This is a genomic window from Streptomyces sp. NPDC005195 (assembly GCF_040608315.1).
Taxonomy (GTDB): domain Bacteria; phylum Actinomycetota; class Actinomycetes; order Streptomycetales; family Streptomycetaceae; genus Streptomyces; species Streptomyces kaempferi.
The window spans coordinates 149,218-164,124 of record NZ_JBEXHZ010000002.1 but is presented as its reverse complement, the minus strand read 5'-3'; the positions used below and the strand labels follow the sequence as shown (position 1 = coordinate 164,124).

Genomic DNA, 14,907 nt, shown 5'->3' with positions numbered 1-14,907 from the left:
CGGTCTCGGCCGGCGCGAGGGAACGATTGGCCGTGTCCGGGACCTCCACCAGGAGACCGCGGGGCAGCCCGAGCAGGGATTCGAAGGCGCGCGTCACGTCAGGCCGTGTGGACGGGCGAGGCCGCCCGTCCGCGGGCCGCGCCCTGATCACACGTGCCGTACGCCCGGATCCCCCGCCTCGACCCGCAGACGGGCCAGGGTGGTGGAGGCGGCATCCGGCTTCAGCACCGTGGCCGGGACGCGCACCTGGGCGTCGATGCCGTCCCGCCGGATGTCGAAGAGATGGTAGCCGCGGTGGGCGTCGATGAACTTCCAGTGCGGGTTGTCCGGCATCCGCGCTTTCCACTCCCGGTGGAAGACCGCCAGGTCCTGGTCGCCGCCGGTGGAGATGGAGGTCCCGACGAACTCGGCGCCGACCACGTCGGAGTGCGGGTCGGCGAAGTCCTTCTTGAGGTCGCTGATCATCGTGTAGTGCCGGTCGCCGCTGAGGACGACGGGGTTGCTGACGGTCGCGAACTCCCTCATGAGGGCGTTGCGTTCGGCCTGGTAGCCGTCCCAGGCGTCGTAGTACCAGAGCTTGCCCTTGCCCACCTGGAGGTCGGTCTCGGCCATCATGATCTGGGAGGCGACGATGTTCCAGCGGGCCGGCGATTGGCGCAGGCCGCCGAGCAGCCATTTCTTCTGCGCCGCGCCGAGCATGGTGAGCGAGGGATTCTTGGCGCCCGCCTGGCTGGTCACCTGGTTGCTGCGGAACTGCCGGGTGTCGAGGACGTTCAGCCGGGCGAGGCGTCCGAAGTCGAGCCGCCGGTACATGGGGATGTGCGGCCCGTCCGGAATCGCGGTGGCCCGGACCGGCATGTGCTCGTAGTACGCCTGGTAGGCGGCGGTCAGCCTGGCCACGAACGCATCGTGGGTCTGCTTGTCCGGGTCCTGCGGGACTTCCCCGGCGAAGTCGTTGTCGACCTCGTGGTCGTCGAAGGTGACCACCCAGGGGGCGTGCGCGTGCATGGCCGCGAGGTGCGGGTCGGTGCGGTACTGGGCGTACCGGTTGCGGTACTGGACGAGGGTGTACGGCTCCCCGGTGCCCTCGTGCCTGCGCACCGCGGTCGCCGACGGCGCGGACTCGTAGATGTAGTCGCCGACGAACAGGACGACGTCGGGGTCCTGGCGGAGCATGTCGGCGTACGGGGTGAAGTAGCCGTGCTGCCAGTTCTGGCAGGAGGCGAGCGCGAGGCGCAGCGAGCCGCCCGCGGTGAAGGAAGGCGGCGCCGTTCGGGTGCGGCCGGTCGGCGAGAGCCGGCCGCCGGCTCGGAAGCGGTACCAGTACACGCGGTCCGGGCGCAGCCCGCGGACGTCGACGTGAACGCTGTGGCCGTACTGCGGACGTGCCTGGGCGGTGCCGCGGCGCACCTGCTTGCGGAAGCGGGCGTCCTCGGCGATCTCCCAGCCGACCTCCACCACACGGTCGGGCATGCCGCCGCCGTTCAGCGGGTCGGGGGCGAGCCGGGTCCACAGGACGACGGCGTCCGCCAGCGGGTCGCCGGAGGCGACACCGAGGCTGAACACGCCGTCGGGCAGCGGGGGTACGGCTGAGCGTGCGGTGCCGGGCACCCAGAGCTGGGCGGAGGCGGCGGCGCCGAGCACGGCGGCCGAGGCGGTGAGAAAGTGGCGTCGATCGCGTGAGACGGCTCCGGACATCGGCGAACTCCCCTGCGTCGGTTGCCTCTTGGACACCGACCAGCCCACAGGGGACAGCGGCCCACCTCTTGAACAGGGCGCATCACAGACATGACAAGTGCGCGAGCAGCGAGCGCCTCACCGCGCCGGGCGACTCCGCCGTTCCCCGCACGGACCTCAGAGGAACCCGCAAACGCCTCGGGTGCTCGCGAGCCCGTCAGCGAACGACCACGGGCACGGAGAGGAAGATCCTCTCCGTGCCCGGTGCGTATTCCGGCCGGCCGGTCGCCTAGAACGGCTCGAAGTCGTCGTACTCCTTCTCCGATTCGTCCCGCTCCGCCTGCTTGTCGCGGCGGCGCTGGGTGGCGGGGCGAGGCGCCTCGAGGCGGTGGTCCTCGCCACGGCGGCCGAGCATCTCCGCACCGGCCATGACCGTCGGCTCCCAGTCGAAGACGACCGCGTTCTCCTCGGGGCCGATGGCGACGCCGTCGCCCGAGCGGGCGCCCGCCTTCATCAGCTGCGCCTCGACACCGAGACGGTTGAGGCGGTCGGCGAGGTAGCCGACGGCCTCGTCGTTGCTGAAGTCGGTCTGACGCACCCAGCGCTCGGGCTTCTCGCCGCGCACGCGGAAGAGGCCGTCCTCCTCCTGCGCCACGGTGAAGCCGGCGTCGTCGACCGCCTTCGGGCGGATGACGATCCGGGTCGCCTCCTCCTTGGGCTTCGCGGCACGCGACTTGGCGACCGTCTCGGCGAGCGCGAAGGAGAGCTCCTTGAGGCCCATGTGGGCGACCGCGGACACCTCGAAGACCTGGTAGCCGCGCGCCTCCAGCTCGGGGCGCACCATCTCCGCGAGGTCCTTGCCGTCCGGTACGTCGATCTTGTTGAGGACGACCATGCGCGGACGCTTGTCCAGACCGCCGTACTGCTTGAGCTCCTCCTCGATGATGTCGAGGTCGGAGATCGGGTCGCGCTCGGATTCGAGGGTGGCGGTGTCCAGGATGTGGACGAGCACGCTGCACCGCTCGACGTGGCGCAGGAACTCCAGGCCGAGGCCCTTGCCCTGGCTGGCGCCGGGGATGAGGCCGGGCACGTCGGCGATGGTGTAGACGGTCTCGCCGGCGGTCACCACGCCCAGGTTCGGGACGAGGGTCGTGAACGGGTAGTCCGCGATCTTCGGCTTGGCGGCGGACAGGACCGAGATGAGCGAGGACTTGCCGGCGCTCGGATAGCCGACGAGGGCCACGTCGGCGACGGTCTTCAGCTCCAGGACGATGTCCTGGAGGCCCCCGGGCACACCGAGCAGCGCGAAGCCGGGCGCCTTGCGGCGGGCCGAGGACAGTGCCGCGTTGCCGAGGCCGCCGCGACCGCCCTCGGCGGCGGCGTACGTGGTGCCCTCGCCGACGAGGTCGGCGAGGACGTTGCCCGCCTTGTCGAGGACGACCGTGCCGTCCGGCACGGGCAGGATCAGGTCCTGGCCGTCCTTGCCGGAGCGGTTGCCGCCCTCGCCGGGCTTGCCGCTGGTGGCCTTGCGGTGCGGCGAGTGGTGGTAGTCGAGCAGCGTGGTGACGGACTGGTCGACGACCAGCATCACGTCACCGCCACGGCCGCCGTTGCCGCCGTCCGGGCCGCCGAGCGGCTTGAACTTCTCCCGGTGCACGGAGGCACAGCCGTGGCCTCCGCTACCCGCGGCGACATGGAGCTCGACGCGGTCCACGAAGGTGGTCATGTGGGGTGCCTCCAGCACTTCGGTTACATCGGTTACTTCAGCGCGCACGTACTTCGGGTACTTCAGTACGTACGGGAATGTCTCTTGCGTAACACGCGAAAGGCGGACCCTCTTCCCGTGGGGGAAGTGAGGTCCGCCTCGCGAAGAACTTCTGTTCTACGGAGCCTGGGCCCCGAGGCCTGCGGTCCGGTGCGCGTGGAACCGGGTCAGCCTCGACGGGACTGGATCAGGCGACCGGAACGATGTTCACGACCTTGCGGCCACGGTGCGTGCCGAACTCGACCGCACCGGCGGCCAGCGCGAACAGCGTGTCGTCCTTGCCACGGCCGACGCTGATGCCGGGGTGGAAGTGGGTGCCACGCTGGCGGACCAGGATCTCACCGGCGTTGACGGTCTGACCGCCGAAGCGCTTCACACCGAGCCGCTGAGCGTTGGAGTCGCGACCGTTCCGAGTGGACGATGCGCCCTTCTTGTGTGCCATGTCTCAGTCCCTACCCTTACTTCGCAGCCGCGGGGATCTCAGTGACCTTGATCGCCGTGTACTGCTGGCGGTGGCCCTGACGACGGCGGTAGCCGGTCTTGTTCTTGTAGCGAAGGATGTCGATCTTGACGCCCTTGTGGTGGTCCACGATCTCGGCCTGAACCTTGATGCCCGCGAGGACCCAGGGGTCGCTCGTCACGGCTTCGCCGTCGACAACGAGCAGGGTCGAGAGCTCGACCGTGTCGCCAACATTGGCGGTGGGAATCTTGTCAACCTCAACGATGTCGCCGACAGCAACCTTGTGCTGGCGACCACCGCTGCGCACGATGGCGTACACGCGGATCTCTCTTTCGCTCGGAACGGACCCCGCAGTCCAGCCACCCGGCAACGAACACGGGCGAGCCTCTCCCAGCCACTACGGCAACCGAGGTGACCGGGAGGAAGAGGTTTACGGGGGTGCGGCAGGTCATTCGACATGCCGACGGTCTAGGTTACGGGCCGGGGGTCAGGGGGTCAAACCAGGCCGGATCACGCGGCCCCTCTCCCCCGCCACTCCCGCAGTCGCCCCTGCTCGATCCAAGGGTCCTCACCCTCCTCGCGACACATGCCCGACCGTAACTGGCAGAAGTCGACGGACAGCAAGGAGGGCTCCGCCCGCATTCGCCTCGCCGCCTCGCTCACCAGAACGGTCCTCCTCCGCGAAAGCGACGCACCGGAAACCACCGTCGCCCCTGGCCCACAGCAAATCGATGCCCCGATAACCAGCCTGCGGAACAGCCGAAGTTCAAGCGAGCCCTTTACAAATCATTGCTCGGCCAAAAGGACCGGGAGCAGGGGCATGCGTCGATCGCGGTGACGCACAACGGCACGACGATTCACACCGAGGCGGGTTCCCGAGTCGGCGAGGACTCCATCGTCGGCCTGCGGGAGGCCGCTCACTCGCCCGGCACCGATGTCGTCCGAGTGCCTCTGCCGAACGCGAGGCGAGCACATCAGGCGCAGGAGTACTTCCTGGACGACAACAACCTGGGACCGCATAACAACGATTTGAACCGCGCCGCCATCCGCAGTGTGAAGACGCATACCCGGCTCTAGGTCACCAGCCGCCACCCAAGCCTTCTCAGACTCCACCCAGAACGGGTGGGTCGTGGTGGAGACCAGGTTCTCGTCCTTACCGGACTTCCCCTTGATCGTCAGGTCGACGAAGTGCTTGTCGTCCTCGGTGACGATCGTGCCGACGACCTCGCGAACCGTCGTACCTCCACGCTTCGGGTCGGTCACCTTGACCTTGTCGCCGAGTTTCACCTTTTCGATCGGCTTGGTCTTGCCATTGGCAAGCAAGACCTTGATGCCGGGCAAGAAACTGGAGGTCCCTACAGGAACTCCTGCCTCTCTTGAGGGCCGCCGCCTTCGCCCTGGCTTCCGCCAGTTTCTCCGTGGCCTTGGCCAGGCCCATCCTGGCCTTGCCCAGGGTCTTGCTCGCCTTGAAGAAGCCCCTCGCGCCGCCGATCAGGTCCTTGACCAGCCCGGTGACACGATAAAGAAGGGCTGAAGAAGGTCAAGAGATCCCTTCTTCGCGTGAGGTGCACATGCAATACCGATCCCGTTTCCAGGCATATGACAAGAGTCACGGGATGCTCACATGCAGCACACGGAGCGTTCGCACGCATCGGGCAGGACAACGCTGCGCCATGGCCCCGACACGCCGAACCGACCCCGCCCCCGTATGCTCCCCAACCGAACCCGGACACCGAAAGGCACACAAGTGAACTACAGGGTCCAGCCCAGCGCCCAGGTCGACGAGACCGCCGAGATCGGCGCGGGAAGCAGCGTCTGGGATCTCGCGCAGATCCGTGACGGCGCCCGCCTCGGCGAGGGCTGTGTGATCGGTCGTGGCGCGTACGTCGGCTCGGGCGTCCGCATGGGCGACAACTGCAAGCTGCAGAACTACGCGCTCGTCTACGAGCCGGCCGAACTCGGTGACGGTGTCTTCATCGGTCCGGCCGTGGTCCTCACCAACGACCACAACCCGCGCTCCGTGGACCCCGAGGGCAAGCAGAAGCGTGGCGGCGACTGGGAGGCCGTCGGCGTGAAGATCGCCGACGGCGCCTCGATCGGTGCCCGCGCGGTCTGCGTCGCGCCGATCGGCATCGGCCGCTGGGCCATGGTCGCCGCCGGTGCCGTCGTCACCAAGGACGTGCCGGACTTCGCCCTCGTCGTCGGCGTTCCCGCGCGCCAGGTCGGCTGGGTCGGCAGGGCCGGCGTCAAGCTGGTCGAGCACCCGGGCGAGGCCGACGTCTGGGAGTGTCCGCAGACCGGCGGCCTCTACGAGGAGAAGGACGGCACCCTCGTCGAACGGACCGCCTGAGCGCCGGCGAACCGGCTGAACGCCGTCCCGTTCCTAGGGGAAGCGGGTCTTCCCCTCCTCTTTCCCGGCTCACGGTCGGACGTTCCGGTGGCCGCCGAGCAGCAGCCGGTCGACAGCACCGCGAAGGCGATCGCCGCGTACGGCGGTCGACACCTCCGGCTCAGCGGCCCCGACCAGCAGGTCGGTCTTCGGCCGGCGTTCCGGGACCCGGTGGGCCGGCACGAAGCTCCGTCACCGGAACCGAGGACCAATGACGGTCGACGAGCAGGGGCAGGCCCAGAACAATGGGCGTCCACATCAGGACACCGAGACGGCCGGCCTCTTGGACGAGTGGATGGGCCACAACCGCGGACGCTCCCGTGAACGCGATGGCGAGAGCGAGCAGGCCCAGTCCCTTGCCGTGACGAGCCAGCGCCCAGGCCGCGAGGGCCATGAGGACCAGAAAATACGGCAGCCCGGCCTGCTGGGCGATCCAGTCCCGCGCGAACCGGACGGCGAGACCCAGCAGCGCGCTCCAGGGATCGGCGATCTCCGGAGCGTCGAAGTGATGGGTGAAGGTGTCCTGAAGGGTGGCCTGTGAGGAGGCCAGGCCGAGTATCCGTATAGCCGCGACGACTCCACCGGCTGCCACCGCGGAAGCCGCCGCGAGGACGACCGTACCCCGGTGCCGCGAGGGGCGGTTGCGACACAGAGCCCACGTCGCGGCCGCGCCAAGGGCCGCCGCCAGCACCAGGGCCGACGAGTAGCGGGTGACCCCGCCGGCCACGTACCCGAGGGCCACCAGGATCGTTCCTTTCACCATGGACCGGCGCCTGAGCAACAGCAGACCGCCCCAGAGCACGCACAGAACGCACACCGTGAACAGCCCCTCTCCCAGGGCCTGGGCGCTCCACCAACCGAGCGGTGTGACAAGGAACGCCATTTGGCCGACTGCCGCGGCCCGCCGGTTCAGCCCCGCGCAGCCGAGCAGCCCGAACACGAGCAGCGAGCCCCCCGCAGCCAGGAACACTCCCAGCAGCCGCATCCCCTTGAGCACCCCGAAAGCGCCGACGAACGGCGCCGCGAGCAGGGGGTAGCCCGGCCGACCGGAGAAAATGGCCTGATAACGCGGGTCTCCGGTAGTGATGTCGGGAGCGTCGATCCACCGATTGAGGCAGGCCCGTTCGGCACCGGCCCTGAGGGCGTGCCGACTCTCGTGGACCATCGGCTTGAGCTGCTCGTCATGCGCCGCGCGGTCGGCGCGGCTGGCGCAGAAGGCGACGAGTGCCGTGCGATGTGCCTCCTCGCGCGAAGCGCCGAGATACTGCTCCGCCGCCCGCGCGTACCGGTAGGAATCCGGGAAAAGCGTCCACTGCGGTCCCGCGACGAGCTGGAACACCGCGTACAGCGCACAGATCGCCAGCGGCAGAGCGGACCGACTGCCGCGTACCCGGGCAGCGATCCGCGCCGTGGAGGACGCGGTGACGCCGGTGACGGCGGTGAGGACAGCGGGCACGTGAGGATCCTGAGCAGTGAGCGGCCAACCCCGGCAGAGTGGCCAGGGCCGGATCATATGAAGACTTCCAGGCGGCCCGAAGCGCCGGCACCGGGAACCTGTTCCGACGGCTCTCCCCTTCCGCTTCACCGCATGGGCCCGTCCCGTACGCCCGGACGGGCCCATGCAGTGCGGGTGGGTGTCAGCCGCCGATGACAACCCGGCGGACGCCCTTCCAGGCCTCCGGGTCGGTCGTACGGCGTCCGTCGACCAGGACCGTGACGTCCGGCAGGTCCGCCGGGACCAGCGTCCGGTACTCGGCGTGGTCGGCCTGCAGGATCGCCGCGGTGACCTTCTCACCGGCGTGCGGCGGCAGACCGTGCGCCGCCAGTTCCTCGGCCGTGTACATCGGGTCCGAGACGAACGGGACGGCGCCACGGGCCCTGAGCGCCTCGACGGTCGGGAAGACGCCGGAGAAGGCCGTCTCCTTCACGCCGCCGCGGTAGGCCGCGCCCAGCACGAGGACGTTCGCCCCGGTCAGGTCGCCGTAGGCGGCCGCCAGCAGGTCCACGGCGTACTCCGGCATGGCCGCGTTCGCCTCACGGGCGGAGCGGACCACGGTCGCGGACGGGTCGTTCCACAGGTACATCCGCGGGTAGATCGGGATGCAGTGGCCGCCGACGGCGATGCCCGGCTGGTGGATGTGGCTGTACGGCTGCGAGTTGCAGGCCTCGATGACCTTCTTCACGTCGATGCCGTTGCTGTCGGCGAAGCGCGCGAACTGGTTGGCCAGGCCGATGTTGACGTCGCGGTACGTGGTCTCGGCGAGCTTGGCGAGCTCGGAGGCCTCGGCTGTGCCCAGGTCCCAGACGCCGTTCGGCCGCGGCAGGTCGGCGCGCTCGTCGAAGTCGAGCACCCGCTCGTAGAACTCCACGCCCCGGGCGGTCGACGCCTCGTCGATGCCGCCGACCAGCTTGGGGTAGCGGCGCAGGTCGGAGAAGACGCGGCCGGTGAGGACCCGCTCCGGCGAGAAGACCAGGTGGAAGTCCTCCCCCGGGGTCAGGCCCGAGGCCTCGGCCAGCATCGGCGCCCAGCGGGTGCGGGTGGTGCCGACCGGCAGGGTGGTCTCGTAGGAGACGAGCGTGCCCGGCTTGAGGCCCTGGGCGATGGCCTTCGTCGCGGAGTCCATCCATCCGAAGTCCGGCGTGCCCTCGACGTCGACGAACAGCGGGACCACCACGACCACGGCCTCGGACTGGGCGACCGCTTCCGCGGTGTCCGTCGTCGCGCTCAGCAGCCCGGCCTCGACGGCCTGCTTGAGCTTGACGTCCAGGTCGTGCTCACCGGGGAACGGCTCGATGCCGGCGTTGACCAGCTCGACGACCTTCTCGTTGACGTCCGCGCCGATGACCCGGTGCCCCTTGGACGCGAACTGCACGGCCAGTGGAAGCCCGATCTTGCCGAGGGCTACTACACAGATGTTCATGGACGGTCGCTACTTCCTTTTCGAACGGCTCGTGGGGGAACCGGTCGGCTTCGGGCCGGCGGATCCGGATTTCAGTCGACGGGCGAGGGCCGTCCTCGCCCGGGAGACCAGTGACGGCTTCGGCGGGTGCAGGAGACCCGTGGTGATCACCACGCGCTCCTTGGGATTCACCATCGCCCGCGCGTAGTACGGGTCCTCGTAGGCGCCCCAGCGGCGCGCCAGCGGCATGGGCTTGCCCTTGCCGCGCACGGGGATCTCGTAGGTCGAACCGGCGACGTCGAGGTAGACCCGTGCGCCCAGTTTGACCGAGCGCCGCTCCAGCGGGATGCGCGCGTGCAGCACCGTGGCAGCGCCGTCGTCGGTGAGTTCGGTCGTGAACGCGCCGACAGAAGCCGGGAGTTCGTGGCCCTTCGGGAGCTTTCTGGCTTTGGGCTTGTCCGCGGACGCGGGCATGGCGCCCTGGGCGAGACGCAGGACCGCTCCGTCGACATCGCCGAGGACCGGCAGCCGGAGGGTGGCCGTGTAGGTGATCCCGTCGCCCTCCTGCTCCCAGGTGGAGGCGAGCAGTTCGGTGCCCTGCGCGAGACGGCCGGGGACGGCCTCCCCGACGAGCTCGTAGCAACGGTCGGACAGCCCGATGCGGGGATCGCGGAAGCCCGGGTAGCGGGCGTAGGCGCGCTCGCCCTCGACGACGAACGGCGGTGCCCCGTTCGCCTTCTCCGCGGTGATCGCCTCGGACAACTCGTCGACCGCGCCGGCCCGGGCCAGGCAGATGCGCACCCGGCGCTTGACGTCCATGGCGTCACGAATGCCGTCGGTCAAGTAGGCGTCGGCGAGCCGTGCGACGCCCGCGCAGAGCTCACGCTGGAGCTCACGGTCGAGCACGGGGAAGTCGTCCTGGACGAGCTTGGCCACTTCCCAGGTGAAGTGCCGGCGCAGTACGGCGTCGCGCTCCGGGCCCGCCTCTAGGAGACCGGCCGTGAAATCCATGATCTCCACGGCGCACCGCAGCCGCGCCAGGTGGTCGGCGCGGTAGGTGATGTTGCTGGCGTCGCCCCGCTTCACCGCGTAGTAGCAGGTGTAGTCGGCCACCACGGAGATCTTCCGCGCACGCACGCAGGCCTCGATGGTGAACGGCTGGTCACTGCCCACGGGCAGGTGCTCGGGGAAGCGCAGCTTGTGCTGTTCGACCATGTCGCGCCGGAACAGTTTGGTGTTGGCGAGAGTCCACGGCAGGGCGGAGTCCGTGAGGCCTACGTCCGGGTTGTTCTCCTTGTAGAGAGCCTGGTGGACGTACCGGCCGTTCGTGCCGACCATCTTGCCGACGACGACGTCGGAGCCGTGCTCGTCGGCGCAGGCCACCATGCGCTCCAGCGCTTCCTCGCCGAGGTAGTCGTCGGAGCCGATGAAGTAGACGTAGCGGCCCGTGGCGATGTCCAGCGCGCGGTTGCTGGGGGCGGCCGGGCCACCGGAGTTGGCCTGGTGAAGCACCCTGACGGTGCCCGGGTACCGCTCCGCGAAGCGGTCGAGTTCGGCACCGCTGTCGTCGGTGGAGCCGTCATCGACCGCGACGATCTCCAGCCTGTCCCGGCCGATGCTCTGCCCGATCAGGGAGTTCAGACACTCCGTCAGATAGGGCATGGTGTTGTAGACCGCGACGACGACACTGACGTCGGGTGTGCCACTCATGTCCGCGCCTCCACCGGTCTCTGCTCGGCCTTCTGCCGGGCCCCGCTTCCGGGCAGCAGCCCGCTGTAGACCTCGTCCAGCACGTCGGCCTGCGCCTCCCAGGTCCACTGGTCGAGGATCCCCGGCTTGTCGTAGACGCTCCGGTAGCGCTCGGCATCGCCCAGAACGGACTTCACCGCGCGAACGTAGTCCTCCACGTCCTCGGCCCGGAACACCTCGCCCTGACCGGTCTGCTCGACCATGGAACCCATCGTCTTCACATCGCTGACCACCAGCGGCAGCCGGGCGTGGGAGTACTCGAAGAACTTGGTGATGAGCGCGATCTCGTGGTTCGGCCAGTGGTGGATCGGGATGACCCCGAGGTCCGCGGTCGCGAGGAAACGCACCACCTGGTAGTGCGGCACGTACGGCACGATGTGCAGCCGGTCGTCCACCCCCAGCTCCTCCGCCCGCGCCCGAAGGGCCCGCATGTACTCGGAGTCGGTGTTGAGTACGACGAACGCGGTGTGCACGTCGGGAAGTTGCGGCAGCGACTCGACCATGGTGTCGAGGCCGCGCTGGTGAGCGGCGGCACCGCTGTAGACGGTGAGGGGCACGTCGTGCCCGATGCCGCACAGCTCCCGCAGGTCCGGAACGGGCTCGGCCGCCTGCTCCGGCGAGACCTCGGCGTCAGGCGCATTGAGGACGACGGTGGGGCGGGCCTTGAGGCCGTGCCGCTCCTGGAGCATCCCGGCAAGAGTGTCCGAGACCGTCGTCACGGCGTCGGCGTGCCGCGAGTACTCCAGTTCGTGCGCGCACTGGGCGACGTGCCAGCGCGGGTGCGGGCTCCACGGCTTGATTCCGGGCAGGAACTCGTGGGCGTCCCAAACGAGCTTGATCTTCTGGCCCTTGGCGCGGGCGCGCAGCGTGGCGCGGGCTCCGACACCGAGCATGCGGAAGTCGTTGGCGTGGACGAGGTCGGGCTTGAGCTCGTCGATGACCTTGCCGTACGCGAGCTCGAAGTCCCACAGATGGGGATCGAGCCTGCGCCAGGCGCGGGTTCCCATGGTCTTCCGCCAGAAGGCGGTGGTGAACCTGTCCAGCGCGGAGTCCATGTCCTTGCGCCGCTTCTCCAGCGCCATGGTGCTGCGGTGGCGCAGTTTCACCCAGGAGTACAGGAAACGGGCAAGGAAGCGGGGCGCCAGGAGCCTCAGACGGCCGAGGGCCGAACCCTCCTGCTCGGCGAGGATCAGCCGGACGTTGAGGTCGGCACGCCGGGCCTTGAGCTTCTGGCGCCGGTACGCGGCCAGCGGACCGGGCCGGTAGGCCAGCGGGGAACGCAGTACGGCACGCCGGTACTCGTGGCGCCGACGGGACATCGGGCCGGGTACCGGCAGGAGACGGACCTGGGCGTCACCGATCTGCCAGGTCTGCTCCTTCTTCCCCTTGGACTTGCCGAGCAGTACGACGTCCCAGCCCGCCTCGGCGGCCGACCTGGCCTCCTTCTGGACGCGCGAGTCGCCGTTCACCCCGTTGTCGACGAGCATCACGATCCGCCCGCGCACGGGCCGGTCCGCCGACGTGTTGTTCTCAACTGCCATGGATGGCCAGGTCCTCCGAAAGAAGCGAAACGCTGCGGTTTTCCAGCGCAGACTCGAGCACAGCCGCCGCCACCTCCACCGTCCGCGTGCCCTGACGCAGGGTGCAGATGTCGGCGGGCTTGCCGAGCACGGCGTCGCGGAACAGCTCGTGTTCGACGAGGAGCGGCTCGCGCTTCGGGATGGCGTAGCGGATCATGTCGCCCTCGGAGACGCCACGGAAGGCCTGGAGGGCCTCCCATTCCGTCGCCATGGCGGAGTTGGAGTGGAACGTCAGGTCGGCGGTGAGGGTGTCGGCGATGAAGCAGCCGCGCTCGCCGGTGACCGAGGTGAAGCGCTCCTTGAGCGGGCTCAGCCAGTTGACCAGGTGGTTGACCATCGTCCCGTCGTTGAGGCGGCCGACGGCGGAGACCATGTCCTCATGCTCGCGGCCGCTCTTGGAGACGGTGTGCGCGGCGATGGAGACGTACTCGCGCCCGGTCACCCAGCCGGTGAGGTCGATGTCGTGGGTGGCGAGGTCCTTGACCACGCCGACGTCCGCGATACGGTGCGGGAAGGGACCCTGGCGGCGAGTGACGACCTGATAGACGTCACCGAGCTCGCCGGCCTCCAGCCGGGCGCGCAGCGAGCGCAGCGCCGGGTTGCACCGCTCGATGTGGCCGACCCCGGCAACCAGGCCGCGCGACTCGAACGCCTCGACGAGACGGTGTGCGCCCTCCACGGTGTCGGCGACCGGCTTCTCGATCAGCGCGCAGACACCGGCCTCGGCGAGCTGCATGGCGACCGGCTCGTGCAGTGCCGTGGGGCAGGCCACGACGGCGTAGTCGATGCCGAGGCCGATGAGCTGCTCGACGGTGTCGAGGACCGGCACGCCCTGGGCTGCGCCGAACTTGTCGCCCATCGGGTCGACGACGGCGACGAAGTCGACGCCTTCCAGCCCGGACAGGACGCGGGCGTGGTGACGCCCCATGGAACCAAGGCCGACGAGTCCGGCCCGCAGGTTGTTGTTGCCACTGCTCACAGCTGGGCCCCCAGTGCGTCCACGGCGGACACGATGCGCTCCAGTTCCCCGGCGGAAAGACCCGGGTGGATGGGGAGGGAGACGACCTCGGCGGCGGCGCGCTCCGTCTCCGGCAGGTCCCAGATGCGACCGGCCTTCTGGTCCGGCTCCCAGTACGGCTTCAGCCGGTGGATCGGCGTCGGGTAGTACACGGCGTTGCCGATGCCTGCCTGGGTCAGGGCCGCCATGGCGGCGTCGCGGTCGCCCCGGACACGCACGGTGTACTGGTGGAAGACATGGCGCGCGCCCTCGGCGACGCTCGGCGTGACCACGGACGGCGCGCTGATGTGCTCCGTCAGGTACGCGGCGTTGGCGATGCGCTGCTCGGTCCAGCCGTGCAGCTTGGCGAGCTGCACCCGGCCGATGGCGGCGGAGACGTCCGTCATGCGGACGTTGGCGCCGACGATCTCGTTGGCGTAGCGCTGCTCCATACCCTGGTTGCGCAGCAGGCGCAGGGTGCGGGCGATCTCCGCGTCGGCGGTGGTGACCATGCCGCCCTCGAGGCTGTGCATGTTCTTGGTCGGATAGAAGCTGAACGTTCCCGCGTTGCCGAAGGCGCCGACCGGCGTTCCGTGCAGGGCGGCCGCGTGCGCCTGGCAGGCGTCCTCGACCACGGCGAGTCCGTGCCGCTCGGCGATCGCCATGATCCGGTCCATGGCCGCGGGGTGGCCGTAGAGGTGGACCGGCATGATCGCGGCGGTGCGCGGCGTGATGGCCGCCTCGACCGCCGCCGGGTCCAGACAGAAGCTGTCCGCCTCGATGTCGGCGAAGACCACGTCGGCGCCGACGAGGCGTACCGCGTTGGCGGAGGCCGCGAAGGAGAACGACGGCACGATGACCTCGTCGCCCGAGCCGACGCCCAGCGCGAGCAGCGTCAGGTGTAGCGCGGATGTACCGGAGTTGACGGCGACACAGTGCCGTCCGTCCACCACGTCCGAGAACTCGGCCTCGAAGGCAGCGACCTCGGGGCCTTGGACGACCCGGCCGCTGCGCAGGACGCGCACCGCGGCATCGATCTCTTCCTCGCCGATCACGGGTCTTGCGGCGGATATCAGCTCATGGGCGTCGGTCATCGACATCCCCTCCTCATCGGCGACCTCTCGGGCGCACCACTTTGTGCACGGGTCGGGAAGGAACGGTGTCGAGCGTGGCACGTCCGCATCCCTGGAAGTCCGCCGACGACTTGCGACGGCGATCGTTTCCCGCAAGACCCCGCCCCCTGGGGTACCTCGCGCGGTCTACGGCCCGCATGTCACCAGCAGCCGAGTCCGCGGTCAGATTACCAGCAGAAGTGCAAAGCTTTTCTTCAGGGTTACGAGCAGGAAACCTTGGGTTGGCGTGCTGTCCATCACAGGATTCGCCAGAAGTG

General features: G+C 69.3%; 12 protein-coding genes. 1 reads left to right on the top strand and 11 read right to left on the bottom strand.

Features of this window, described 5'->3' with window-relative positions; all coding sequences use genetic code 11:
- Window positions 1–147: 147 nt before the first annotated feature.
- From ABZV34_RS03305 to ABZV34_RS03285, 5 genes are all read right to left on the bottom strand, one after another.
- Window positions 148–1,698: an alkaline phosphatase D family protein gene (locus ABZV34_RS03305; RefSeq protein ID WP_356270980.1), complete on the bottom strand. Its 1,551-nt coding sequence runs from the start codon at window positions 1,696–1,698 to the stop codon at window positions 148–150.
- A 268-nt stretch (window positions 1,699–1,966) separates the two neighbouring features.
- On the bottom strand, window positions 1,967–3,403 hold the full coding sequence (gene obgE, locus ABZV34_RS03300) for a GTPase ObgE (RefSeq protein ID WP_356270978.1): 1,437 nt from the start codon (window positions 3,401–3,403) through the stop codon (window positions 1,967–1,969).
- Between the two features lie 226 nt (window positions 3,404–3,629).
- Window positions 3,630–3,884 carry a 50S ribosomal protein L27 gene (rpmA, locus tag ABZV34_RS03295; RefSeq protein WP_351950515.1) on the bottom strand — a complete coding sequence of 85 codons (255 nt, stop codon included), beginning with the start codon at window positions 3,882–3,884 and terminating at the stop codon, window positions 3,630–3,632.
- Window positions 3,885–3,900: 16 nt separating this feature from the next.
- Window positions 3,901–4,221: a 50S ribosomal protein L21 gene (rplU, locus tag ABZV34_RS03290; protein WP_356139571.1), complete on the bottom strand. Its 321-nt coding sequence runs from the start codon at window positions 4,219–4,221 to the stop codon at window positions 3,901–3,903.
- Window positions 4,222–4,688: 467 nt separating this feature from the next.
- Window positions 4,689–5,243 (bottom strand): polymorphic toxin-type HINT domain-containing protein, encoded by a 555-nt coding sequence (locus tag ABZV34_RS03285; protein WP_356270976.1) that lies wholly within the window; start codon window positions 5,241–5,243, stop codon window positions 4,689–4,691.
- A 406-nt stretch (window positions 5,244–5,649) separates the two neighbouring features.
- Between ABZV34_RS03285 and ABZV34_RS03280 the strand changes: the two genes are divergently transcribed.
- Window positions 5,650–6,252 (top strand): acyltransferase, encoded by a 603-nt coding sequence (locus tag ABZV34_RS03280; protein WP_356270974.1) that lies wholly within the window; start codon window positions 5,650–5,652, stop codon window positions 6,250–6,252.
- A 160-nt stretch (window positions 6,253–6,412) separates the two neighbouring features.
- On the opposite strand, the gene ABZV34_RS03275 is transcribed toward ABZV34_RS03280, so the two are convergent.
- The 6 genes from ABZV34_RS03275 to ABZV34_RS03250 form a co-directional block, all read right to left on the bottom strand.
- Entirely contained in the window at window positions 6,413–7,747 is a 1,335-nt protein-coding gene (locus ABZV34_RS03275) for a hypothetical protein (protein WP_356270972.1), read from the bottom strand.
- A gap of 181 nt (window positions 7,748–7,928) precedes the next feature.
- Window positions 7,929–9,212 (bottom strand): nucleotide sugar dehydrogenase, encoded by a 1,284-nt coding sequence (locus ABZV34_RS03270; protein WP_356270970.1) that lies wholly within the window; start codon window positions 9,210–9,212, stop codon window positions 7,929–7,931.
- Between the two features lie 9 nt (window positions 9,213–9,221).
- Window positions 9,222–10,901: a glycosyltransferase gene (locus ABZV34_RS03265; RefSeq protein ID WP_356270968.1), complete on the bottom strand. Its 1,680-nt coding sequence runs from the start codon at window positions 10,899–10,901 to the stop codon at window positions 9,222–9,224.
- Window positions 10,898–12,481 carry a glycosyltransferase family 4 protein gene (locus tag ABZV34_RS03260; RefSeq protein ID WP_356270966.1) on the bottom strand — a complete coding sequence of 528 codons (1,584 nt, stop codon included), beginning with the start codon at window positions 12,479–12,481 and terminating at the stop codon, window positions 10,898–10,900. Before ABZV34_RS03260 ends, ABZV34_RS03265 begins: the two co-directional genes overlap by 4 nt.
- Window positions 12,471–13,499: a Gfo/Idh/MocA family oxidoreductase gene (locus tag ABZV34_RS03255; protein WP_356270964.1), complete on the bottom strand. Its 1,029-nt coding sequence runs from the start codon at window positions 13,497–13,499 to the stop codon at window positions 12,471–12,473. Before ABZV34_RS03255 ends, ABZV34_RS03260 begins: the two co-directional genes overlap by 11 nt.
- Entirely contained in the window at window positions 13,496–14,611 is a 1,116-nt protein-coding gene (locus ABZV34_RS03250) for a DegT/DnrJ/EryC1/StrS family aminotransferase (RefSeq protein WP_356270962.1), read from the bottom strand. Before ABZV34_RS03250 ends, ABZV34_RS03255 begins: the two co-directional genes overlap by 4 nt.
- Between the last annotated feature and the right edge of the window lie 296 nt (window positions 14,612–14,907).